General features: G+C 63.6%; 22 protein-coding genes. 7 read left to right on the top strand and 15 right to left on the bottom strand.

The genetic code is table 11. The features are described 5' to 3' along the window. Positions 1-207 precede the first annotated feature (207 nt). The 13 genes from E3T38_RS02675 to arsM all read right to left on the bottom strand — a co-directional run bounded on the left by E3T38_RS02675 (position 208) and on the right by arsM (position 13,042). Positions 208-3,015: an AMP-binding protein gene (locus E3T38_RS02675; RefSeq protein WP_134545988.1), complete on the bottom strand. Its 2,808-nt coding sequence runs from the start codon at positions 3,013-3,015 to the stop codon at positions 208-210. A 423-nt stretch (positions 3,016-3,438) separates the two neighbouring features. Then, positions 3,439-3,717, bottom strand: coding sequence for a hypothetical protein (locus E3T38_RS02670; protein ID WP_198417284.1), 279 nt, complete (start codon positions 3,715-3,717; stop codon positions 3,439-3,441). A gap of 338 nt (positions 3,718-4,055) precedes the next feature. Next, positions 4,056-4,442, bottom strand: coding sequence for a metalloregulator ArsR/SmtB family transcription factor (locus E3T38_RS02665; protein ID WP_134545986.1), 387 nt, complete (start codon positions 4,440-4,442; stop codon positions 4,056-4,058). Between the two features lie 47 nt (positions 4,443-4,489). Next, complete coding sequence (locus E3T38_RS02660; RefSeq protein WP_134546410.1) at positions 4,490-5,950, bottom strand: multicopper oxidase family protein; 1,461 nt, start codon at positions 5,948-5,950, stop codon at positions 4,490-4,492. Continuing rightward, positions 5,950-6,204: an SHOCT domain-containing protein gene (locus E3T38_RS02655; RefSeq protein WP_134545984.1), complete on the bottom strand. Its 255-nt coding sequence runs from the start codon at positions 6,202-6,204 to the stop codon at positions 5,950-5,952. Before E3T38_RS02655 ends, E3T38_RS02660 begins: the two co-directional genes overlap by 1 nt. A gap of 214 nt (positions 6,205-6,418) precedes the next feature. Further along, the gene (locus tag E3T38_RS02650; RefSeq protein ID WP_134545982.1) at positions 6,419-7,243 is read right to left on the bottom strand and encodes an exo-alpha-sialidase; all 825 of its coding nucleotides are present in this window, start codon (positions 7,241-7,243) and stop codon (positions 6,419-6,421) included. 121 nt (positions 7,244-7,364) lie between these two features. Further along, positions 7,365-8,216: a M23 family metallopeptidase gene (locus E3T38_RS02645; RefSeq protein ID WP_134545980.1), complete on the bottom strand. Its 852-nt coding sequence runs from the start codon at positions 8,214-8,216 to the stop codon at positions 7,365-7,367. Between the two features lie 140 nt (positions 8,217-8,356). Next, positions 8,357-8,806 carry a DUF305 domain-containing protein gene (locus E3T38_RS02640; RefSeq protein ID WP_370448976.1) on the bottom strand — a complete coding sequence of 150 codons (450 nt, stop codon included), beginning with the start codon at positions 8,804-8,806 and terminating at the stop codon, positions 8,357-8,359. Positions 8,807-9,525: 719 nt separating this feature from the next. Continuing rightward, positions 9,526-9,684, bottom strand: a complete 159-nt coding sequence (locus tag E3T38_RS16575) for a hypothetical protein (protein ID WP_166805392.1) — start codon at positions 9,682-9,684, stop codon at positions 9,526-9,528. 3 nt (positions 9,685-9,687) lie between these two features. Continuing rightward, the gene (locus E3T38_RS02630) at positions 9,688-10,926 is read right to left on the bottom strand and encodes an MFS transporter (RefSeq protein ID WP_134545974.1); all 1,239 of its coding nucleotides are present in this window, start codon (positions 10,924-10,926) and stop codon (positions 9,688-9,690) included. A 192-nt stretch (positions 10,927-11,118) separates the two neighbouring features. Beyond that, positions 11,119-11,805: a cation transporter gene (locus E3T38_RS02625; protein WP_134545972.1), complete on the bottom strand. Its 687-nt coding sequence runs from the start codon at positions 11,803-11,805 to the stop codon at positions 11,119-11,121. Continuing rightward, a complete protein-coding gene (locus tag E3T38_RS02620; protein ID WP_134545971.1) occupies positions 11,802-12,155 on the bottom strand; it encodes a helix-turn-helix transcriptional regulator in 354 nt (117 codons plus the stop codon). Before E3T38_RS02620 ends, E3T38_RS02625 begins: the two co-directional genes overlap by 4 nt. Before the next feature lie 134 nt (positions 12,156-12,289). Further along, positions 12,290-13,042 carry an arsenite methyltransferase gene (gene arsM / locus E3T38_RS02615; RefSeq protein ID WP_134545970.1) on the bottom strand — a complete coding sequence of 251 codons (753 nt, stop codon included), beginning with the start codon at positions 13,040-13,042 and terminating at the stop codon, positions 12,290-12,292. Positions 13,043-13,138: 96 nt separating this feature from the next. Between arsM and arsD the strand changes: the two genes are divergently transcribed. Beyond that, positions 13,139-13,534: an arsenite efflux transporter metallochaperone ArsD gene (gene arsD / locus E3T38_RS02610; RefSeq protein WP_134545969.1), complete on the top strand. Its 396-nt coding sequence runs from the start codon at positions 13,139-13,141 to the stop codon at positions 13,532-13,534. A 4-nt stretch (positions 13,535-13,538) separates the two neighbouring features. Continuing rightward, positions 13,539-15,290 carry an arsenical pump-driving ATPase gene (gene arsA / locus E3T38_RS02605; protein ID WP_134545968.1) on the top strand — a complete coding sequence of 584 codons (1,752 nt, stop codon included), beginning with the start codon at positions 13,539-13,541 and terminating at the stop codon, positions 15,288-15,290. Here the strand turns inward: arsA and E3T38_RS02600 are convergent. Then, entirely contained in the window at positions 15,287-15,556 is a 270-nt protein-coding gene (locus E3T38_RS02600) for a hypothetical protein (protein WP_134545967.1), read from the bottom strand. The genes arsA and E3T38_RS02600 overlap by 4 nt on opposite strands. Before the next feature lie 56 nt (positions 15,557-15,612). On the opposite strand from E3T38_RS02600, the gene E3T38_RS02595 reads away from it, so the two are divergent. From E3T38_RS02595 to E3T38_RS02575, 5 genes are read left to right on the top strand one after another with little or no spacing between them, the layout of a single operon-like run. Further along, entirely contained in the window at positions 15,613-16,995 is a 1,383-nt protein-coding gene (locus E3T38_RS02595) for a DHA2 family efflux MFS transporter permease subunit (RefSeq protein ID WP_134545965.1), read from the top strand. Next, positions 16,992-17,978: a Gfo/Idh/MocA family protein gene (locus tag E3T38_RS02590; protein WP_134545963.1), complete on the top strand. Its 987-nt coding sequence runs from the start codon at positions 16,992-16,994 to the stop codon at positions 17,976-17,978. The genes E3T38_RS02595 and E3T38_RS02590 overlap by 4 nt, the downstream gene beginning before the upstream one ends. A 45-nt stretch (positions 17,979-18,023) precedes the next feature. After that, positions 18,024-19,490 carry a D-alanyl-D-alanine carboxypeptidase/D-alanyl-D-alanine-endopeptidase gene (gene dacB, locus E3T38_RS02585; protein WP_241984258.1) on the top strand — a complete coding sequence of 489 codons (1,467 nt, stop codon included), beginning with the start codon at positions 18,024-18,026 and terminating at the stop codon, positions 19,488-19,490. A 19-nt stretch (positions 19,491-19,509) separates the two neighbouring features. Continuing rightward, a complete protein-coding gene (locus E3T38_RS02580; RefSeq protein WP_134545959.1) occupies positions 19,510-20,100 on the top strand; it encodes an isochorismatase family protein in 591 nt (196 codons plus the stop codon). Further along, positions 20,097-20,828 (top strand): alpha/beta fold hydrolase, encoded by a 732-nt coding sequence (locus E3T38_RS02575; RefSeq protein ID WP_241984257.1) that lies wholly within the window; start codon positions 20,097-20,099, stop codon positions 20,826-20,828. Before E3T38_RS02580 ends, E3T38_RS02575 begins: the two co-directional genes overlap by 4 nt. A gap of 90 nt (positions 20,829-20,918) precedes the next feature. Here E3T38_RS02575 and E3T38_RS02570 read toward each other — a convergent pair whose 3' ends face one another. Continuing rightward, positions 20,919-22,265: an MFS transporter gene (locus E3T38_RS02570; RefSeq protein WP_134545957.1), complete on the bottom strand. Its 1,347-nt coding sequence runs from the start codon at positions 22,263-22,265 to the stop codon at positions 20,919-20,921. Between the last annotated feature and the right edge of the window lie 164 nt (positions 22,266-22,429).

The following is a 22,429-nucleotide window of genomic DNA, read 5'->3' as shown; positions in this document are numbered from 1 at the left end:
CAGTCCGCGCGAGGGGTGCCGTGGTCGACCGTCGAGAACATGTCGGCGAGCCTGCGTGTCCGCGCCTGATCCGGATCTGCTGTCTGGCCGCGTGTAACCCCGACGAAATTCTCCCTGATCGTGGGCACGGTCACAGTGCCGCTTTCTCTTGCGCGTCTGGGGTGCGCCCGTGTATCGAGATATCGCACGCAATTTTGGCCTGACTGATTAGTACGCTCGCTCCTCCCCAGCGACGGTCGTGGGCAGGATCACTGGCAGTCCGGCCCGCTCAGTAGACGATCCGACCGGCACCGCCTCTGGCTCGTGGGAACTCATGTCTTGGGAGTGAAATCTCCCACTCCGATCCGCTGCCCATCGATTCCTGCCCGGTTGGCTCGATCCGTTGATGTCGACCGGTTCAACTTCGGATTGCAAGGGGGTGCGGCTCCTCAAGCCTGTGCTGGCAGCGTGATTGAGCGCTCGGCCGATCAGGCGATACAGGTACCACGCCGCGACACCGATGGCTAGTGACGAGACCGTTCCGAACCAGGGGGCGCTGGCCTCCCAAGTCGGGTAGACGATCCAGTGGGTGAGGTAGATGAACAGGGATGCGCTGGCCAGCAGTCGAACGGCCGGAACGAGGGCGCGTGGCATCCGCAACCGTTTCACCCAGATCAGCAACAGTATTCCGGCCACCACGACTGCTTCGCGCGCTGGATCCCCGAAAAATCCGATCGTGCCGCCGATCGCCGCACCCGATGCCGCTACACACTTCCAGCTATTGTCGGCGCGGGCGATGACCCAGCCGAGCACGAAAGACCAGAGCACGGTGACCGGGGTGTAGCGTTCAATTCCTTCTGCTTCGATGCCGACGAGTGCGAATCGGGTCGTGACGGCTGCCGCGAACAAGACGACCGGGAACGTCCACGGGTGCCGTCGTTCGAGGCGGTCGATCGGGCGAATGAGGAACATCGCAGCAAAGCCGAGCATGGTCCAGACGGCGGCCTCGAGAAACCAGAATTGCCATTGCTCGTTCCACTTGCCGTCGCCGGGGACGAGGTTATTGACCAGCAGCGCTGTGGTCCAGGTGTACTTGCCGGTGAATACGGCAACGGCCCCTATCCATAGCGTGGCCGGAATCGCGATCTGGGCTGCGCTTCTGAGCAGGCGGCGAACGCGCGTGGCCCCTGCAACGTCGGCGAGCTGAAACCTGGCCAGGTTGTATCCGGCGACGGCGAGCAGCAGGTGTGCTCCGCCCTGCACCGTGATCAGGTCGGCATGGGTGCCGACGATCAGCACGATTGCAAGTGCGCGGAGAACGGCGGGAGTCTCGACCCGGGGAAAGCGGGCCCTCCACACCCCAACTGCCGCCGCTCCACGCTTCGCCGTTTCGCCCACGGCCGTGCTGTCGGCCTGTGGGGGAGGGCCGAAGGCCGAGGACGCGAGGTGCCGGGCCGATTGTGCTGGCCAATCCCGCGGCAACGCCCCGAGGAGATCCTCCAGCCGCAGGGCCACCTCGACGTAGCTCAACGAATCCCCGCCGAGCCCGGCGAAAGTGTCGTCGATGGTCGCGTCTGGGCGCCCGAGGAGCACGATGAACAGGTTACGGATCAGGTCAGAGAGTGCGACCTGCCCAGGGTTCGCTGCTGTCGGCGCCTCCTGGGCGTCGATCATCTGGGCATACCGGACGAGCGAGGCAAGGTCGGGCTTGCCGCTGGCTGTGCGAGGAAACTCGCTAACGGGGTAGACGCGTATCGCGTGCGCGGGGATGCCGAGTCGCGCGGCGGCGCGGGTTCGTGCCCTGTCAACGTGCCGGGCCGCACGGATGAATACGAGCAAGCGTTCTCCGGAGCTTGCCGTACGGGCTTCGATTCCTTCCTCGGCGAGGAGGCGTTGGACGGAATCGAGGTCGACCCGGAGTCCGTACACCTTCACGAATCGGTTGAGCCGTCCGACGACCTCGAACATGCCATCCTCGCATTGCCGAGCGAGATCGCCGGTGCGAAGCTCGTGGACCGTGCGCCCCAACGCGAAGTCGGCGGGTGTCTCGGCGTAGCCGAGCATGACGTTAGGGCCTTCGTAGACGAGTTCGCCGACGTCCGCTCCCGCCTCGGCATCGATGCGCAGGTGACCTCCAGGAATGGGGCGGCCGATACTGCCGGCGGCGTGGTCGGCGAGCTCTGCGGGGACGTACGCCATCCGCGCAGTAGCCTCTGTCTGTCCGTACATCACGAAGAATTCGAACCCGCGACGCTCACCGAGGCGTGCGAAGCGGCGCACCGCTTCTGGGGCGAGGCGGCCGCCGGCCTGGGTGAGGTAGCGGATGCTCGCTGGCAACCGATCGGTGAAATCGCCCGCCTCGAGAAGCTCGAAGGTGTAAGGCACGCCGGCGAAAGAAGTGATCCGATGTGTCTCGGCCTCGTCCCAGAACATCGCGTCGGCCACCGATCGCTCGGTGAGGACGACGCTCGCTCCCGACACGAGGTGGCTGTTCAGCACCGAGAGGCCGTAGCAGTAGTGCATCGGCAGCGTGGTTGCTGCCCGGTCAGCCGGAGTGATGCGCAGGTAGGCCGCAATTGCTTGTGCGTTGCTCAGCAGGTTTTGCCGGGACAACCGAACGAGCTTCGGCGACCCGGTGGACCCAGAGGTGCTGACGAGCATAGCGAGGTCGTCGGAGAAGCTGTGCGTGGAGCCGGGCCGTATCTCCCGCAGGCCCGGGCCGTCCCCGCCACGGACGGCAATGACATCAGGGTCGAACCGTTCAGCCAGCGACGCGCGATGAGTCCGTGATGCTTCATCGTCACCCGGTGCAACCAGAAGCACCGGGTGGCCGCCTTCCAAGGCTGCAAGGTAGGTGACGATCGGCTCGATGGCATTTGCTGCCTCCAGCATCACGAGTCGGCGGACACTACCAAGCTCGAGGCGGCGTATGGCGACCATCCTGGCCAGCTGGGCGTAGCTGAGATCTCCACTGGCGGTGACGAATGCGACGTCGTCGTCTGAACCATTGAGGAGGGTCAGTCGTGGTGCGGGCATGGTGTGGAGCACGAGAAAACTTTCGAACGGTGCGCACGGGCTAGTTAGGTAAGGATACCCTACATTTCACGAAACCTCTTAGGCCGCGAAAGTTCATATCGCGACTGAACCCGTGTCCACAAACGGGGCAAGGCCAGTCGGGCGGTTGCGACCGTGGTCCTCGAGCCCGGCACCAACGAGGCATCACTTGGCCGTTAGGTCAGCGCCTTCAAAGCCCGAAACAACACCGGCGAACCCGGAACAACACCGGCGAGCCCGGAATCACCAAGTCTGAACGGGCCGAGCTGCTCCGGCTGCGCACAAGCGAACGCGGACCTGAAACTGGTGGTCGGGCCGATTAACCGTCTTGACGGTGAAGCCGCCCGCCGTCAGGACGCGGCTTGTCTGAGCTCGATCCATCGGTGCTCGATCCATCGGTCGGGCTTAGCGCCAGGCTTTTGCGCGAAGTAGTCGCGGGCCGTTGAGGGCCACGAGCACGGTGGACCCTTCGTGGCCAGCCACGACGAGGGGGAGGGGAATGGCCGAGATGAGGTCCCAGGTGACGAGAACGGTGATGAATGTTCCGGTGATGACGAGGTTGGCCACGACAAACCGGTGTGCCTTCCGTGAGAGATCGATGACGCTCGGGATTGCGGAGAGTTCGTCGCGGATGATGACGGCGTCGGCGGTCTCGAGCGCGAGATCACAGCCGTGGCATCCCATCGCGATTCCGATTCGAGGTTGAGCGTTCCGGTGAGTTGGTCGTCGACTAGTACTTCGACGATCGTACCGGTGCGTTCCTTGGGGGCTTGAACGAGACGCACGATTTGCCCGTGGACCATGCCTTCGACGCCCTGGCCGGGAATGGCCCGAAAATTGGTCGCCGGGGGGTGACGAGGGCTTTAATCGCTCCGATGGTTGCGAAGATGACGATGAGGAATAGCAGCAGCGCGAGGCCGGCCCAGCGAACCTCGGACTGGCGTGCGCCCGTGCGGAAGATCGATGGGGTGTTGCGAGGACGCGACCTCCGGTGCGGATTGGCGCGTCTGACAGTCAGTTCGTCATGCGCTGCCAGCCTCCGCGCTTGTCGATGCAAGGTCAGCGTGGTGGTGGCGAGGCGTACCGCCAAGGCTGTGCTCGGCTTGGAAGATCGCGTCACGCACGAGCTGCGAGGCATGCTCGTTTTCGAGGCGGTAGAAAATGCGTGTGCCCTCTTGTCGTGTTGCCACGATGCGTGCCAGGCGCATCTTCGCCAGATGCTGCGACACCGACGCAGGGGTCTTGTCGACGATTTCGGCCAGATGGCCCACCGATAGCTCTCCCGCGTCTCGCAGCGCGACAATCAGACGCACCCGGGTGGCGTCCGCCAGCATCGAGAAGATTTCTACGGCAAGTTCGACGAAGTCGCCCTCGGGAAGACGACCACATATCCGCTTATCTGCATTCATACGCAAATGATAGCAGATACTCGTTGAGGCATCCCTGGTTCCCTCGTTCAGCGGGCTTCGATGATACCCATCATGCCGGCGTCTTCATGGTCGAGGACATGGCAGTGATAGACGCTTCGCCCGCTGAAATCATCGAACTTGATCCGAACGCGTACACTGCTGCGTGCCGGTATGTTCACGACGTCCTGCCAGATCACCGACTCGACTGGGCGGTCATCCTGTTCAATAATCTGCATCGGCCAGACGTGCAGGTGTACAGGGTGATCGAGAGTGCTGGTGTTGGTGAGGGTCCATTCTTCGACGCTTCCAAATTGTACGGTCGTGTTGACATGGGTGGCATCAAAGGTGCTGTCGTTGATCGTGGCTGACATCATGCCGCCGCTCATGCCGCCCCCCATTCCCATGGCGAACACCAATTCGCGTCGGGCGGTGACGGTAGAAGAACGCAAGTCTGTTGGTGAGAGTTGGTCGGGCACAGCGGTGAATGCGGCGGTGTCGGCGCCGGCGACTGCGAACGTGGCCAGTGCGACATCAGCGGAACTGAACGTGCCGCCGCCCATCATTCCGCCCGACGTGCCACGCTCATAACGGAGCGCGCGAAGGGTGGATGTGCCAGCGCGTGCCGTCACGAGCAGGTCTGCGCGATTGCCCGGAGCCAGGACGACTTCGTCAACGTTGCGGGCGGATTCAAATCGGCCGGAGTCGATACCGAGGAGGGTGAGTTGCTGTCCGTCGAGTCGAAGCCGCAGATAGCGGGAGGTGCAGGCGTTGATGACTCGCCAGCGTTCCCGCTCGCCGGGGCTGGCATTCAGCAGGGGATCACGCTGCCCGTTCACTAGAACGAGCTCGCCCTCCCGGCCCGACATTTTTTCCATCTCGGTGGCAGCTGCAATGGTGCCGGATGAATCGAAGGTGATGTCGGAGATGACAAGGACGCGCTCCCGGGTGGCGGGAATCTCCTCAGGGTCTTCCACGATGATGGCGCCATAGAGACCTCCGAAGACTTGGTCGGCGACAAAGCCGTGGTGGTGCGGGTGGTACCAGTACACGCCCGGTGCGTGATTGTCGGGCAGTTCGTACTGGTAGTCGAAGGAGTCGCCGGCTTCGATCGTGACGAACATGTTGTCGCTGTTGTTCTCCGGAGAAACGTGGAGGCCGTGCACGTGCAGGTTGCTTGGATCGGTCAGGCCGTTACGTAGGTTGACATTGAGAATATCGCCGGCTCGAACGCGCAGTGTGGGGCCCGGAACGCCCCCGTTGTAGCTGAGCGCGCGCACGTCTTTACCGGCAATGCTCACGTGCTGAGACGTCGACTCCAAGGCCACCGTCAGCACGCCGTTGGAGCTGCGCAATTCGGTGGGCTGAACGAAAATGGCCCCGGACGCAGATTCTGAGGCCAGCGGCCTGACTGATTGTTGATTCACGAGCAAGCCAGTCCCTCCGATGGCTACCCCGCCAATTCCTACCCCGCCCAGAATGAGAGCGTTTCGGCGGCTGATGTCAACCATCATCGGCCTTCGGCGAGCACCCGTATCTGCTCGCGGTACTGCTCTGGTGTTAGCTCCCCGCGAGCGAAACGCTCGTCGAGGATTTTCCGCGCGCTGGTGAGATCGGGCGACGCGGGAACAGCCGGCGACGAGGGGCCACTCTGCCCGTTTTTGGTAGATAAACGAATGACGATGTACACGAGAATGGCGACGCCGACCAAAGCCATCAATCCGAACCCCCAGACCCACCCCATACTTCCATTGCCCCACATCATGATGTGATTCCTTTCGTGATTAGTCGATACGCAATGATACCTCTGGGGGTATCTTTTCTTGCTGGAAGTCAGCCGAACATATTCAGATCGGAAAAAAGGCCGGTGCCTGGGCAGGTGTAGTAGTGCACGTGGGACAACAAGCCAATCACGTCGTCTGGGGCGTGCCACGCGATGGGGCAGTGAGGTATCCCGGTGTCGTTCGGCGGTGTGCCGGCTAGCTGGACAGCGATACCAGTGTGGTCCAGGTGCTTCCATAGTCACTGCTGGCGGCGATGCCGGTGGCGTCCGCGACGAGGATCCAGGGGGAGGATTTGCCGACGACGGTGAACGCTTCGGGGGTGCGACCGGTCGTTCCGGTTTGCGTCCACGTCTCGGCGTCCTGGCGCCAGACTCCGCCGTCGGGATCCAGGCCGACCAATCCGCCGCCGGCAAAATCCAGAAGCAGTAGCCCCGGTGCTCCGTCCAACGCGGTGAATGTGCGCCCCGCATCGGTGCTCACCAGAACGCCCGCGGCGGTCGTTGCGTAGAGCAGATCGACCTGGGCTGGATCTGCGCTCAGGTCGCGGAGTGCGAGCTGTCCTCCCGCTGACCACGTGAGGCCGGAGTCGTCACTGACGGAAATGGTCCCAGCGCCCGCGTCGTAACCGTAGACACGGAGGGTGCCGTCGTCGAGGGGGACGGCATCCAAATCGTGAAAATCGGTCTTGCCGGCCAGCGACAGCGGTGTCCAGGAAGACGCACCGTCTGTGCTGGAGATAAGTCCCAAATTGGGAAGCGCCAGATCGCTGGGTTCGGTCGGATCAGGGTGGCCCGATGCCATCAACTGGCCGGGCGCGGCCACGGTGAAGCCCATCGTGTCCTGCGCCAGGCCGGCGAGCTGCATCGGTTGGGTCAGGTCTGCTCGTGGCGCTCCGGTCAGATAGGTGTCTGGCAGCATTCCGGTCGGGATGAGCCACACCCCCTGGTGCGTGGCCGCGTAGGTGTCTCCCGTGAGAGGATCGGCGCCGAGGCCATGCACGTGTTCGAAAGCGTTCGCCATGGCGGCAGTGCTGGGCGATACCGCTGTCGGATCCACATCGTTGGCCGAACACCCCGTCAGAACCATGAGGCTAACGAGCGGTACGGATAACGCACTGATCCGGCGTGTTGATCGGTTGATTTTAACCAAGAGTGACTCCTCGGGCGCTCATGAATGTTTCTGCATCGATGCCGTCACCGTCGACGCGCGTTTCAAAGTGCATGTGGCAGCCGCTGGACGCACCCGTTGATCCCACTATGGCAATGATTTCACCGGCTACAACCATCTGACCGGAATCAACGAGAAGCTGGCTATTGTGGGCATAACCTGTCTCGATGCCGTTGCCGTGGTCGATGAGAACCCAGTTGCCATAGGAGCCCTGATAGCCCGAGGTGACAACTTTTCCTCCGGTCGCCGCGAAGACGGGCTGGCCGCAGGGGGCGGCAATGTCGGTGCCGTTGTGAAAGTCGCCGACACCATCAACTGGTTTGTTCGGCCGAGAACCGAACGGGCTCGATATTCGGCCCAGGACAGGTAGAGCCCAGCCTTGATCGGTGAGCTGGCCCGGACTCAGGCTGGCGTATTTTCCATTGCTGGCAACTTTGGTGTACGAGGCCGGTTCAGGTGCTTCCGTGATGGTGTACCCGTCACGTTGAAAGGGAACGGATGTTGTACCCGCGGCGGTGACACTTTGTAGATCGGCCGTCTTCGCAGCGCTCGCAGCTGCGGCCTGCGGTGGTTCTGTGTTCACCGCGAGTGCGGGGAGGGACGCGCCGATCGCAAAGAGCGCGATCATCGCCATGGCGCTGGCGGCCGCAGCACGCTGGCGCAGCGGGATGGGCCGAGAGGTGGCTTTGACCGGTGGCGCAGTTTTCGATGAGCCGGATCGGCCCGCACGCACCATGTTCTCCATAGCGCGGATATCGCGGCGTGACACCGGTGGAATGGCACCGGGGATGGGCGGCGCCGTGGCGACGTGACCGGTGTTATCCACGGAACACCGTCCCGGAAATACCTATTAGATGAAAAAATTGACGGCGATACATGAATATGTCCTTGCAGGTGATTCAGAAAACGAAGGGTGGTGTCCTGGGGCCGGCCTTCCAGAGAAGAACCCGCCCCGAATGTGCCGCTCTAGAGCGAGGTGAGAAGCTCGGCCATGACGGCGATTTCAGCCGACTGCGTCTTGACGATATTGGCGGCCATCGCCTGGGCATCCGCATTCTTACCGTTATCAATTTCGAGCTGCGCCATCGCGACGGCCCCCTCGTGGTGCGCAGTCATCTGTTTCAGGAACAAGGAACTGGCGTCTGCTCCCGAGGCGTGGTGCAACGCCATCATGTCGTCGTCGGACATCATCCCAGCAGAGCTGCCGCCCATGCCGGACATGTCCGACATACTGTTCTCATCTTCGCCCCACGCCGTCAACCAGTCTTTCAACTGGGCGATCTCCGGTTTCTGCGCAGCCTTGATCTCGGTCGCGAGGTCGACCACGCTTTGATCGAGGCCGTCCTTGGCGAGTAGGTCGTCGCTCATTTGAACGGCCTGTTCATGATGGGGGATCATCATCTGGGCAAAGGTCACGTCGGCGGAGTCAAACGCTGCTGTGCTTTGGCTGGCAGCAGGGCCCGCTGATTCGGCGGCGGGGCTGCCTCCAGAGCATGAGCTGAGAGTGAGAGCTGCTGCCAAGGTCACGGCAGCATACAAGAAAGTTCGGGGGTTGAGCATCGTTCATCCATTCGTCTGTTAGCGGTAGAAACCGGTGCCCGCGGGCACGGCAAAGTTCCGACGCCACGTGCTGGCTCGGAACTGCATCTCGGTCTAAACGCGACAGATGGAGAGAAGGGTGAGACTGGGCCGCTGACGCGGTTGGGCGCTGATGCGCCAGGAGCTCGACATCACGCAGGTATCGAGCAGGCGTCGATACCTAGCCGGTAGCCGAGTCAGAAATACCAGAACGACGAGAGTCAGTAACAGAACGCACATCATCGCCAGCAGAGCGCATTCAAGCATCCCGTGGAGGCTTCCGGACGAGATCGCCGCGAAGACGGGAGCTGCCATGACTGCAGCCATACCCGTCACCGACGTCTGGTGCTCCGCAATAGCCGATGATGCAGCAACAGCCGATGATGCAGCAACAGCCGATGATGCAGGGACCAGCGCGGGCATGGCGTGCCCGGCGGTTTCGGAATGAACGGCGAAAACTGCGAACAACAGCGCGGCAAGAGCGAGCAAGGAGACGAACGGAGACGCGGAGGCGGGCGCGCGCCGCCACCGCACCGCACGATCCAGCGTCATTTCACCTACTTCTCTGCCAGCAGCCCACGACCGAACTGCCGAATGTCTTCTCTTGCAGAATACCGCACGGCCAGCGGCGAATCCTGAGTGCCGATTTTACCCGAGCCAAAACCGTGATTTCGACAACACATTCCGCCGCCATCGCGATCGATCAAGACCATCATCTCTCAGATGGTGATCGTTGATTCCGCCTGTGCCAGAGGTGTCGTCTGAGTCGTCCAGGCTCGAAACGCAATGATCCCAGAGAGTATCCCGATACCGGCCAGTACGCTCGCAGTTGGCGCCAACCCGAGCAGGGCGCCGAGTATCCCGGCCAGTGGGTAGGTGACGATGAAACAGGCATGGGACAGAGAAAACTGGGCGGCGAAAACGGCCGGTCGGCTGGTCTCGTCGGAAGAGCGGCGCAACAGCCGCGCCGACGGCGTCAGGATGAGTGCGGTCGCGGCGCCGAGCACGAACCAGATCACGAGGAGACCAGACCAGGTCAGGGGTATTAGCGGCGCGAAAACAAGACCGGCGAGGGCCAAAAGCCCGGTGGGCAACACCGCACAGCCGAGCAGCATGACGTTTCGGTCGTCAAAGCGCTCGAGTACCCGGGGCAGCGCAAGAGCGACGAGCATGGACCCGAATCCGTAGCAGGCGAGGGCGAGAGCAAAGTCGGACTGAGCGCGGCCGAAATGGCTTTGCACAAGCACGACGGTGTTGACGATGACCATACTGGTCGACGTTGCGACGACCATGTTCATGGCTAGCAGGGCGCGCAATTGCGGTATGCGTGCGAAGACGCGAACGCCGCGGGTGAGGCGCTCCGAGAATGGTGTTGTCACGGCCACCTGATGAGCCGGCAGAGTGGCGGTGAACACGAGCAGGGCGGAGCCAGCGAACCCGACGATCGTTCCCACAAAAAGGAAGTGATAGCTGATAACGGTTAAGAGGGCGGCGGCGAGAATCGGGCTGAGCAGCGATTCAAGGTCGTAGGCCAGTCGCGACAGCGACAGCGCCCGGGTGTAGTCGCTCTCCTTCGGCAAGACCTCCGGGATGAGGGCTTGAAAGGCGGGGGTGAAGGTGGCTGAAGCGGCTTGCAGCACGAAGATGAGCACGTAGATCTGCCAGGCATCGGTGACGAACGGCAGGGAGAGCGCGACGATCGCGCGGAGTGCATCCGCTGATACCAACAGGGTCTTGCGTGGCACGTGCGTGGTCAGCGCGGAAATGACCGGGGCGACGCCGACATAGGCGAGCATCTTGATGGTCAGTGCGATGCCGAGCACTATCCCGGCATCACCGCCGGCGAGGTCGAACGCGAGGAGGCCGAGAGCTACAGTGAGCATTCCGGTGTCGATCAGCGCGACGACTTGCGCGCTGAACAATCGGCGATACGTTCGGTTACGCAGGACCTCAAACATGGGCGACGGCACAGTGGGTGTCACTGGCTCGTTCGAGCGGATGCCGGTGGTGCGCCGGTGTGACCTCGCGGGCATGCCCCGCCTGGACGATCACATCCCCGTCAAGCATGTACCTGTCCGTATCTGCATTCATACGCAGATTATTGCACAATGACCCGCCGGTTGGTCGTAAGCCATTGCCTGGCATGGATCTCAGGAGCCGGCCTCATGCTCGAGGGTGCGTTCACCGGTCAGCGCGGATACCGAAGTGGCACACGTGTCCCCTTTCCATGCTTCTCTGCCTTCTCGAATCGCGAAACCCGCGATAACCAGCGCGGCGACCGCATCAGCCCAGGCCCAGCCGAGCAGGGCGTTCAGCGCGAGCCCGATGAGTACCGCGGCCGAGAGATACGCACACAGTAGGGTCTGCTTCGAATCGGCGACCGCCGAGGCGGAACCCAGCTCGCGGCCGATGCGGCGTTCGCACCAGCTCAGAACCGGCATGACCACCAGGCTGATGGCCGTGAGCACAATACCGACCGGACTGTATTCGGGTCTGCGTAACCCCAGGATCGACAGCGCGGCGTCGATGCTGACGTACGCGGCGAGAGCGAAGAAGGAGAACGCGATCACGCGCAACGCGAGCTTCTCCCGTTGCTCTGGTTCTGGCGCAGCGAACTGCCAGGCAATCGCGGCAGCGGAGAGTACCTCCACGATTGAGTCAAGACCGAACCCGATCAGCGCAGCCGACGACGCGATGGATCCGGCCGCTAGGGCGATGACGGCCTCGATGAGGTTGTAGCACATCGTGATCGCGACGATCCAGCGGATCCGGCGCTGGAGGAGGCGTTTGCGAATCGGACCCAGCGCCGGAAGGTGAAGGGGCGAGGGCGCGCTCATGTTTCGGCTCTGCAACACACGGGTACGTCACAGGTGTCATCTGCGCACGCGTCACCGTCATCGACGGCGAGGACCACGTCGACCAGCGCGACCAGCGCACGCGTCAAATGCGGGTCGGCAATCTCGTATCGCGTGGACCGACCCTCCGGCGTGGCCACCACAATGCCGCAACCCCGTAGGCAACTCAGATGGTTCGATACATTCGAGCGCGTCAGTCGCAGCCCCTCCGCAAGCTGGCTGGGATAACCAGGGGCGTCCAGCAGGCTCAGTAAAATCCGCGATCGGGTCGGATCCGCCAAGGCCCGCCCCAGCCGATTCAGTACATCCAGACGTGAGGCAGTAGTCAGCATGCACTGACGTTACAGTGGTCGCTGACTTATCCGCAAGCACATGCAGTGTCATTTCTGGCTGTAGCGGTCCCGCTTTCTGGTTCAGGATTGCTGCTCGTGGGGACCGGCCGCTCCCTGCAACAAAGCGCCCGGGACTAGACGCTGGGTTTGACCGCCTTCACGATGCTCCCGTGCATTTCGGGGGCGACTTCGTGGGTATATTCCACAGTCGCGTCGACAAATCCTGCCGCGGCGAGAGCGTCCAGGTACTCCTGGTTCGAGAGGGCCCCGGCGATGCAGCCGGTATAACTGCCGCGCTCGATGCGGTCCTCTGCGCTCAGGTGATTTTCGGCCACCACGTCGGAGATTCCGAGGCGCCCGCCGGGCTTCAAGACCCGGAACATCTCGGAGATCACCGCATTCTTGTCGGTGGACAGGTTGATTACGCAGTTGGAGATGATCACGTCGACGGTTGCGCCGGGCAGGGGGATGGCTTCCATCTGACCCTTGATGAACTCCACGTTGGTGGCTTGGGCCTTCGCCGCATTAGCTCGGGCGAGCCTGAGCATCTCATCGGTCATATCGAGCCCGTAGGCGAAGCCCGTTGGGCCCACACGACGTGCGGAGAGCAGCACGTCGATACCGCCGCCGGAACCGAGGTCGAGTACCGTTTCTCCCGGGTGCAGGTCGGCGACAGCTGTCGGATTGCCGCAGCCCAAACTGGCCAGAAACGCCTCTTCGGGTATCTCTAAATTTTCGTTTCCGGTGTAAAGCGCGGAGCCGAACACGTCGCCGTTGCCTAAATCGGTCGGCACGCAGCACGACGTGCTCGAGACGTCACTCAATTGCACTGCGGCCGTCGCGTAACGTGCACGAACACGTTCCGTGATCTCAGATTTCTCGGTCATGAATTGATTCCTTCCGGTAGATGCGGCACCAGCCTACTGCTACATTGATTCTTATCGATATAACGAGTGAAGGCTCAACTTTTGAGGGAGATCCACATGGCTGCCATCCGAATCTACGAACCGGCACTGTGCTGCGACACCGGAGTCTGCGGCGTCGATGTCGACCAGTCCCTGGTCGAGGTGACCGCGACCGTGCGCAGCCTGCAGGACCTTGGCGCTGACATCCAACGCCATAACCTGGCCACCGACCCGCTCGCTTTCACCACGGATGAGACCGTGCGCGCCTTCATGCACGTCGTCGGTTCGACCGGGCTGCCGCTCACCGTCGTCGATGGTGTCACCGTCGCGACCGGTAGCTATCCCTCGAAAACCCAACTGCTCGCCTTCGCCGGCCTCGCTCCCGTCACGAGCGAGCCAGCCGAGCGAGTCCAGCTCGGCCTGACCGAAAAATCTGAAAGCGGATGCTGCGGCGGCGCCACCGGCTGCTGCTAGCACCATGAAGTTTTTGAAAGACCCGCCCCGCTTTCTGTTTTTCACCGGTAAGGGTGGCGTCGGCAAGACATCCGTTGCCTGCGCTTCGGCTATCGAGCTGGCCACCCGGGGCGGCCGAGTGTTGCTGGTGAGTACCGACCCGGCGTCCAACATCGGGCAGGTATTCGGTGTCACGATCGGCAACACGGTCACTCTGATTGAGGCCATTGCCGGTCTCAGCGCCCTCGAAATCGACCCGGAGCAGGCCGCGGATGCCTATCGCGAACGCATTATCGCGCCGGTTCGGGGGCTTTTGCCGGAGCGGGAGCTGGCCAGCATTGCTGAGGGCCTGTCCGGTTCGTGTACTACCGAGGTTGCCTCGTTCGACGAGTTCACGAACCTGCTGACCGATGACAGCCTGCTCCAGACCTACGACCACATCGTGTTCGACACCGCGCCGACCGGACACACCATCCGCCTGCTGCAGTTGCCCGGCTCCTGGACGGAGTTTCTGAATGCGGGTAAGGGTGATCCGTCGTGCCTCGGCCCGCTATCCGGGCTGGAGAAGCACAAGACGGTGTATGCGGCTGCGGTCGCTGCCCTGGCCGACCCGCGGCGTACGCGGCTGGTGCTCGTGGCGCGCGCGCAGGCATCCGCTTTGAGCGAGATCGATCGCACCCACGCTGAGCTGGCGCAGATCGGAATTCTTGGCGGCTATGTCGTTATCAATGGACTGCTGCCAGTTGGCGCGGGAACAGAGCCGATAGCCGCAGCGGTGCGCAAACGCGAGTCGGCCGCGCTGGACGGTATTCCTCCGACCATCGCTAGCCTGCCGCGTGATCTGCTCGAGCTCAAAACCGGCAACATGACGGGTACCAGAGCGCTGCGCGACCTGTTTCAAGCCGGCAACGATGGTGGAGTATCGCCGCAGACCCCGGTCGAAGTGCCGAATGCCCCGCTCGGCCAGTTCGTCGACGAACTGGAACAGACCGGTCACGGCCTGATTTTATGCATGGGAAAAGGCGGCGTCGGCAAAACCACGATCGCTGCAGCAATCGCCGTTTCCCTCGCTCGGCGCGGCCATGCGGTGCACCTGACCACGACGGACCCGGCGGCCCACCTGGTGGACACCCTGCACGGAACCCTGCCGGGGCTGCGCGTCTCGCGCATCGACCCGGACGAGGCGATCCGGGAGTATCGAAATCACGTCATGGCTACCAAGGGCAAGAATCTCGACGACGACGGCCGGGCCGCCCTGGCCGAAGACCTGCTCTCGCCGTGCACCGATGAGGTCGCGGTGTTTCGGCAATTCTCGAAGGCCGTACATGAATCGCGGCACGAATTCGTTGTCGTTGATACCGCTCCGACCGGCCACACCTTACTGTTGCTCGATGCCACGGGGTCGTACCATCGTGAAATCGCGCGTCAGATGGGGGAGGGCATGGCGTTCGTGACCCCGTTGATGCGGCTGCAGGATTCCGCGCTGACCAAGGTGCTCCTCGTCACCCTGGCCGAGACGACGCCAGTGCTCGAGGCCGAGGAGCTTCAGCAGGATCTTCAGCGAGCCGGAATCCAGCCGTGGGGCTGGGTAGTCAACAATTCCATTGCGGCGGCGCGCCCCGAGTCACCGTTTTTGCTGGCGCGCGCCGCCAACGAGGTCACCCAGATCGACTGGGTGTTCGACCACGCCGATCGGGTTGCGATCGTGCCGTTACTGGCCGATGAACCGATCGGCGTGGACAGGCTGACTGCGCTGACTGCGCCCGGTCGCAGCTAGCGGGCCATTTCGGGGTGCACTTTGATGACGGTGATGTTTTTCGTGGGATGCACGGTTTTCGCCGGCGCCCGCGAAAAACCTTTCGCTCCCTCGAGGCGGTTCTGCCCGCGAAACTCGGCCAGGGCGTCGTCAAAGATGGCGTTCAACTGGGCCCCGGTGAATTCTCCCACCGCCCCCTCTGTGAAGCTGATGCTGATGAGCGTGGTATCGGGAAAGTGCCGGTTCATGCGGATGAAGCCATCGGCATCCTGCTGCAGGGTGATCATTGGTCTAGTCTGACCTATATGGTACGCCGCGGCAGCACGTGGGGTTCATTCACGTCATGACCCGTTCACCGACCGATTCCCCACGGCTTGTTCTGGTGGTCGCGGTGCTGGCCTCGTTCATCGCCTTTCTCGACGGCACCGTCATCAATGTGGCCCTCCCCGCGATCACCCGTGAACTGGGCGGAGGCATCTCGACCCAGCAGTGGGTCGTCGATGCTTACCTCATCACCCTCGGCGGCATTATTCTGCTGGCCGGTTCGCTCTCCGACGCGTTCGGGCGCAAACGGGTGCTGTTGTGGGGCCTCGTGGGGTTCGCCTCGGCATCCGTTCTCTGTGCGGTGGCTCCAAGCGCTCCCTTTCTGATCGGCGCACGTGCCATCCAGGGCGTCGCTGGTGCGCTGCTGGTGCCGAGCTCGCTCGCCCTCATCTTCAGCACGTTTTCGGGTGCCGGCCAGGCCCGCGCGATCGGAACCTGGACCGCCTGGACCAGCACAGCCTTCATCGCCGGCCCGCTCATCGGCGGCCTGCTGGTCGACCTGGCGTCGTGGCGGCTGGTGTTCGCCATCAACATCGTGCCGATCGCGCTCACCCTGGTTCTGTTGGCGCGGTTGCCGGGCGACCAGGCAGCGGATGCCGCGCCCCGTGTCGACGTCAGCGGAGCGGTTCTCGGAGTGCTCGGCGTGGCACTGCCCGTCTTCGCGTTGATCGAACAGGCCGCCTTCGGCTGGGGAAGCCCGGTCATTCTGGTGCCGCTCATCGTCGGACTGCTGAGTTTTGCGGCGTTTATCTGGCACGAAAACCGTGCGAAAGCGCCGATGATGCCGCTCAGCCTGTTTCGGGTGCGCAACTTTTGGGTGGGAAACGTGGCGACGACCTTCATTTACGCCGCCCTGTCGCTCGGCACGTTCCTGCTCGCTGTGTTCTTGCAGCAGGTTGGCGGATACAGCGCGACGCGCGCCGGGTTGGCCCTGTTGCCAGTGAGCATTTTGAGCATTGCCCTGTCCACCGTCGTTGGCCGTCTGGCTGGCCGATTTGGCCCGCGTCTGTTCATGTGCGTCGGGCCGATCATCGCCGGTATCGGGTTTTTCGTCATGCTCCGCATCGACTCGACCGTCGCCTATTCCAGCCAGGTTCTGCCCGGCGTCATCATCTTCGGCTTGGGCCTGACGATCACGGTCGCGCCGCTGACCTCCGCTATCCTGGGCGCGATAGAACCCGGCCGGGCGGGCATTGCCTCCGCGGTCAATAACGCGCTCTCCCGGGTCGCCGGACTGGTGGCCATCGCCGCGGCGAGCATTATCGTGGGCCCGGTGCTCGACGTCGATGGGTTCCATCGCGCCGCAATCGTCACCGGAATTCTGCTGGTCGGAGGCGGAATCATCTCAGGCATCGGCATCCAGAACCCCGCGTCGGTGCCGGCCGATAAGCTCCAGGCATGACAGATTCGATTCGCTGGGGAATCCTGGCCACCGGCGGTATCGCCCACCTGTTCGCGAGCGACCTGGTACAAAACGGCCACACGGTGCAGGCCGTCGGGTCGCGCAGCCAAGCGTCAGGGGATGCCTTCGCCGCCGAATTCGGCATTCCCACGGCACATGCCAGCTACGAAGCGCTGGTCAACGATCCTGCGGTCGACGTCATCTACGTGTCGACACCGCACCCGTTTCATGCCGAACACGCTGCCCTCGCGTTGAATGCTGGCAAACACGTGCTGATCGAGAAGCCGATCGCGCTCAACGCCCGGGAAGCCCGCCAGATCGTCGACCTGGCCGCGAGCAAGAATCTGCTCGTGCTCGAAGCCATGTGGACCCGTTTTCTGCCGCACATGGTGCGCATCCGCGAGATTCTGGCGGCCGGCACGCTCGGCGACGTGCGCAGCGTGCTCGCCGACCATACCCAGGACCTTCCCGACGACCCGGAACACCGGATCAACTCCCTGGCCCTGGGCGGCGGTGCCTTGCTTGATTTGGGGGTCTATCCGGTGAATTTCGCGCACGCTGTGTTCGGGGCGCCCGAAACGATACTGGCCAGTGCCTCGTTCAAGGCCACCGGAGCGGATGCCCAGGTCGCGACGATTTTTCGCTATGGGGGGGGACAGATCGCCACGACCTTCTCGGCAAGTGACACCCGCGGCCCCACCTCGGCTTCGATCATCGGCACTGAGGGGCGCATCGACATCGACGCCGTCTGGTACGCACCGACCGGTTTTCGGGTACTGGACACGGTCGGCACCGTACTCGAAACGTTTGTACCGGCCGAGTTCACCGGCCGCGGGATGCACTTCGAGGCGGTCGAAGCCGAGGCCCTGATTCGAGCCGGCAAGTTCTCGAGCGACATCATGCCGGCCGAAGAATCGGTCGCCATCATGCACACCCTCGACGCGGTTCGGGCCAGGATCGGCCTGCGCTACCCGGGTGAATAGCTGGCCCGAAGGCGCGTCGGTTACCATACGGAGGTGGATGAACCCGTGCAGACACCCGTAGCCCACGAGGCCGACCCTGCCCCGCGCAGCGGAATCCGTGCAGTCTTCACCCGGTACCGCCGGGCCTGGCTGATCGCCGCCGGTGCTTTCGTCTTCGTGCTGCTGGGTAGTGGGGCCGTCTTCGCCGGAACCCAGACCGGCACCGCCGAACCGGCAGCGGCATTCGTTGCGCCGTCGCCCGCGGCCACGCCGCTTCCCACTCCCACCATCGATTCGGCTCGACCGGTGCCCGCCGAAGCGACAGCGGCCAGCCGGTTGCGTACCTGCTCGGTTGCCGCGCTCGCCGCCGACGCCCGCCTCGCCGATTTTCAGGCGCAGGTCGTCAATGCCAACACCGGTGAGGTATTGTTCGACCGCGGCGGCACGACGTCGTCCCGCACCGCGAGTGTCATGAAGGTGCTCACCTCGGCCGCTGCCCTCAACGTGCTCGGCAGCGACTACCGGGCTACGACCCGCGTAGTGAAGGGCGCGGAACCCGGTCAGGTCGTGCTCGTCGGCGGGGGAGACCTGACCCTGTCGCGGCTACCCACCGGTCAGGAACCGTTCTACACCGGCGCCGCCCACCTCGACGACCTCGCCACCCAGACCAGGGTCGCCTGGGCCGCCGACCCGACCAATCCGCCGATCACCTCGCTCGTACTCGACACCTCGTATTTTTCCGGCCCTGACTGGGACGAGGGCTGGGCCCGCACCGAGCTCGGCCTCGGCGCCATGCCCGAGATCACCGCGCTGATGGTCGACGGTGACCGCGACGACCCGACCCGCAGCACATCGGCGCGCAGCGAAGACCCGATTGCCCGGGCCGGCCAGGCCTTCGCCGACGCACTCGGCGGCGGCCTCAGCATCAGTCAGGCCACCGCCCCGGCCGGAACCGCCCAACTCGGTGCCGTACAGTCCGCGCCGGTGTCTACGCTCATTCAGCAGTCCCTGATCGTGAGTGACAACACCATCGCCGAGATGCTCGCCCGCCTCGTGGCCATCGAAAACGGCGCCGGCAACTCTTTCTCCGCGCTGCAACAGGGCATCGTCGGTGGCCTCGCCGCCTACGGCATCGACACCACCGGCATGATCATCAAGGACGGCTCGGGACTCAGCCCCCACAATGCTGTCGCGCCGGCGTACCTGACGGCACTCTTCCTCAAGGTCAACGCCCGCGAGGGCAACCTCGGCGTGCTCTTCGACGGCCTGCCGATCGCCGGCGGACCGCGCGGTTCCCTCTCCTACAGCGACCGTTTCTCCGGTGCGAATTCTGCCGCCGACGGCGCAGTGTTCGCCAAGACCGGCTGGATCGACACCGGCTACACGCTCGCCGGGGTCATTCGCGCCGCCGACGGCACCCCGCTCACCTTCGCCATCTACGCCATCGGCAACGTGAGCTCAAACGCTAAAATCGCCATCGACACTTTGACCACCGGCTTCTTTCACTGCGGTGACAATTTGTCGAACAACTAACCCTTCGCAAGGAGACCTCGTGACCCGCGCACTGTTCATCATCGACGTTCAGAATGATTTCACCGAGGGCGGAGTGCTCGGCGTTGACGGCGGGGCAGCGGTCGCGGCGGGTGTGAGTGTGCTGCTGGCCGAGCATCCGCTTGCCTATAAATATGTCTTCGCCTCGCGTGACTGGCACGATATCGGCAATGACAACGGTGGCCACTTCGCGCGCGATGCGGCGCCCGACTACGTCACAACCTGGCCGGTGCACTGCGTGGCCGGCACGACGGGCGCCGAGTACCACAAGGCTCTGACAACGGATGCGGTGACCTTCCACATTCGCAAGGGCCAGGGCCGGCCCGCATATTCCCTCTTCGAGGGCGCCACCGAGGCCGGGCAGACGGTGACGGAGTTGCTGAGCGAGCACGGCGTGACCGAGGTCGACATCGTCGGCCTTGCAACGGACCACTGCGTGCGAGCGTCCGTTCTCGACGCGCTCGAACACGGCCAGCGCGTGCGGGTGCTGACCGATCTCGTTGCCGGTGTCGCCGCGGAATCTACGTTGACCGCCCTCGCTGAGATGGCGCACGCCGGCGCGGTGTTTGCCGTGAGCGACGCCGTCGAGTGACCATATTCGCAAAAAGGCTCGACGGCGTACGTATTGCCTGTGATGCCGCTCCCGGGGAGCGACCGGTTCTGCTCGTGCACGGTTTCGCGTCGACCGCGGCGGTCACCTGGATTGGCTCGGGGTGGGTGCGGGCGCTCGGGGAAGTCGGGCGGGGCGCGATCACACCCGACCTGCGCGGGCACGGGCGCAGCGACAGGCCGCATCACTGTGCCGACTACCTACCGAGGCAGCTCGCCGCTGACCTCGTGGCGGTGCTCGACACGCTGCAACTTGAGCGGGTCGACGTAATCGGTTATTCCCTGGGGTCGCGGGTCGTGGCCGCCCTGGCCAGGCTGGCTCCTGAACGCGTGCGCAGCCTCGTGCTCGGCGGGGCAGGGCCGCTCGAACTATTCGATACCTGGGATCAGGGCGAGGTCAACCGGTTCCTGCTCTCTGGCGACCTTCCTTCCGACCCGACCATTGCCGCCGTACTCGGACCGGCGATCACCGCTGGTGCCGACCGCGAGGCACTATGGGCGTGCGTGCAGGGAATGGCGGGATGCACCCTGGACGTGCCAGTGGGTATCCCGCAATTGTTTGTGGCGGGTGGCGCCGACCAGATTCCGGCGGGGGTAGCCGTGCTCGCGGCCGAACGCGGTGCCGGGTACGTCGAACTGCCCGGCCGCACCCACCTCAGCGCGCTGACCGCCCGCGAGTTCAAACAAGCCGCCCTGGAGTTCTTGAACTGAGCCGCTGGCTCGTAGCCCGAGCGCAGGGAGCATGAAGTAACCGTGCCGCCGGAGTGTTATTCCGAGCGGCACGGTTGTGATCTACGACAGTTACTCGTGCGTGCTGATGCCCAGCGCAACCCCGCGCGTCTCTTTCACAAGGGTCACCGCGACGAAGGATATCGCGGCGAGCACCATGAGGTAAATGCCGATCGAGATGGACTGTCCGGTCTGATCGAGCAACAGTTGCGCGATGAGCGGGGCGAACGCGCCACCGAGAATCGCGCCGAGCGCGTAGCCGATCGAAACGCCGGAGTAGCGCACCTGGGCCGGGAACATTTCGGCGTAGAGCGCGGCCTGCGGGCCGTAGGAGAAGCCGAGTCCGCTCGCCAGGATGATGAGCGAGAGCGCAAACCAGACGATGTCGCCGGTGTCGATGAGCAGGAACATGGGGATCGCCCAGATGAAGAGGAACGCGTAGCCGAGCTGGAAGGTGCGCACGCGGCCGATTTTGTCGGAGAGGATTCCACCGAGCATGGTCGACGCGAGCCAGAACGCGGCGGCGACGGTGCTGGCGATGAGCACCGGGGTGCGCTCCATGCCGAGTCCGCCAGCTTCAGCGGGCTTGGTGGCGTACGAGCCGAAGAAAGCGATGAGCATATAACCGGCAGCGTTGTTGGCGATGAAGATCAGTGCGGTGAGGATGACCTGACGCGAGTGGTTCTGGAAGAGTTGCTTGAGTGGGGCGGCAGATTCCCTCTTGCGGGTCTGCATCTCTTTGAAGACCGGGCTTTCGGCGACCGCGCGGCGGATGACCCAACCGACGACGATGAGCAGCACAGAGATGAGGAACGGAATGCGCCAACCCCAGCTGAGGAACGCTTCGTCGCTCATCGAGGTGGTCACGATGATCATGACACCGGTGGCGAGAATGAGGCCGACCGGAACCCCGATCTGCGGGTAGGCACCAAAGAATCCGCGCTTGTTGATCGGTGCGTGCTCGACGCTCATGAGCGCCGCGCCGCCCCATTCGCCGCCGGCCGAGAAGCCTTGCAGGATGCGAAGCACGATCAGCAGGATCGGTGCCGAGACGCCGATCTGGTCGAAGGTCGGCAACAGGCCGATGAGGGCAGTGGCCGCGCCCATCATGACGAGTGTGAACACCAGCATCGCCTTCCGACCGATGCGGTCGCCGAGGTGCCCGGCGACGATGGCGCCGAGCGGGCGGAATAGGAAGCTGATGCCGAGTGACGCCCAGGCGATCAGCTGGGCGAGCGGCTCGTTTTCGCCGGCGAGCGGGGCGAAGAACAGGCCGGCCAGTACGAGGCCGGCGGCCTGGGCGTAGATGAAGAAGTCGTACCACTCGATTGTGGTGCCCACCATCGTGCCGGCGAGGACCCGCCGTTCTTCATTCCGTTTGGCGCTGATTGCCTGCGTGCGCTCGGTCGTTAAGGCCATGGAATACTCCCTTGTATCTCACTGCGGTGCTGGGTCGGGTACTGCTGCAAAGTGTGGAGATCGTGCGGAGAAAACCGTCACGGGGGCAGTATGGCAGCAAAACCAAAGATTACCTACCTATTGGTCAGTATTGTGTGGGATCGTTGCTTGTGCGGGATGTGGAG

This window comes from Cryobacterium sp. Hb1 (genome assembly GCF_004403585.1).
GTDB lineage: Bacteria > Actinomycetota > Actinomycetes > Actinomycetales > Microbacteriaceae > Cryobacterium > Cryobacterium lyxosi.
This window is presented reverse-complemented; position numbering and strand designations above follow the sequence as displayed.

Bases quoted from the DNA above. Each gene is read 5' to 3' on its own strand.
- E3T38_RS02675 (WP_134545988.1), bottom strand. From the start codon at position 3,015: ATGCCCGCACCACGACTGACCCTCCTCAATGGTTCAGACGACGACGTC.
- E3T38_RS02670 (WP_198417284.1), bottom strand. From the start codon at position 3,717: ATGGGATGCCACGGCTGTGATCTCGCGCTCGAGACCGCCGACGCCGTC.
- E3T38_RS02665 (WP_134545986.1), bottom strand. From the start codon at position 4,442: ATGAATGCAGATAAGCGGATATGTGGTCGTCTTCCCGAGGGCGACTTC.
- E3T38_RS02660 (WP_134546410.1), bottom strand. From the start codon at position 5,950: ATGGTTGACATCAGCCGCCGAAACGCTCTCATTCTGGGCGGGGTAGGA.
- E3T38_RS02655 (WP_134545984.1), bottom strand. From the start codon at position 6,204: ATGATGTGGGGCAATGGAAGTATGGGGTGGGTCTGGGGGTTCGGATTG.
- E3T38_RS02650 (WP_134545982.1), bottom strand. From the start codon at position 7,243: ATGGCGAACGCTTTCGAACACGTGCATGGCCTCGGCGCCGATCCTCTC.
- E3T38_RS16575 (WP_166805392.1), bottom strand. From the start codon at position 9,684: ATGATGGTCTTGATCGATCGCGATGGCGGCGGAATGTGTTGTCGAAAT.
- E3T38_RS02630 (WP_134545974.1), bottom strand. From the start codon at position 10,926: ATGTTTGAGGTCCTGCGTAACCGAACGTATCGCCGATTGTTCAGCGCG.
- E3T38_RS02625 (WP_134545972.1), bottom strand. From the start codon at position 11,805: ATGAGCGCGCCCTCGCCCCTTCACCTTCCGGCGCTGGGTCCGATTCGC.
- E3T38_RS02620 (WP_134545971.1), bottom strand. From the start codon at position 12,155: ATGCTGACTACTGCCTCACGTCTGGATGTACTGAATCGGCTGGGGCGG.
- arsM (WP_134545970.1), bottom strand. From the start codon at position 13,042: ATGACCGAGAAATCTGAGATCACGGAACGTGTTCGTGCACGTTACGCG.
- arsD (WP_134545969.1), top strand. From the start codon at position 13,139: ATGGCTGCCATCCGAATCTACGAACCGGCACTGTGCTGCGACACCGGA.
- arsA (WP_134545968.1), top strand. From the start codon at position 13,539: ATGAAGTTTTTGAAAGACCCGCCCCGCTTTCTGTTTTTCACCGGTAAG.
- E3T38_RS02600 (WP_134545967.1), bottom strand. From the start codon at position 15,556: ATGATCACCCTGCAGCAGGATGCCGATGGCTTCATCCGCATGAACCGG.
- E3T38_RS02595 (WP_134545965.1), top strand. From the start codon at position 15,613: ATGACCCGTTCACCGACCGATTCCCCACGGCTTGTTCTGGTGGTCGCG.
- E3T38_RS02590 (WP_134545963.1), top strand. From the start codon at position 16,992: ATGACAGATTCGATTCGCTGGGGAATCCTGGCCACCGGCGGTATCGCC.
- E3T38_RS02570 (WP_134545957.1), bottom strand. From the start codon at position 22,265: ATGGCCTTAACGACCGAGCGCACGCAGGCAATCAGCGCCAAACGGAAT.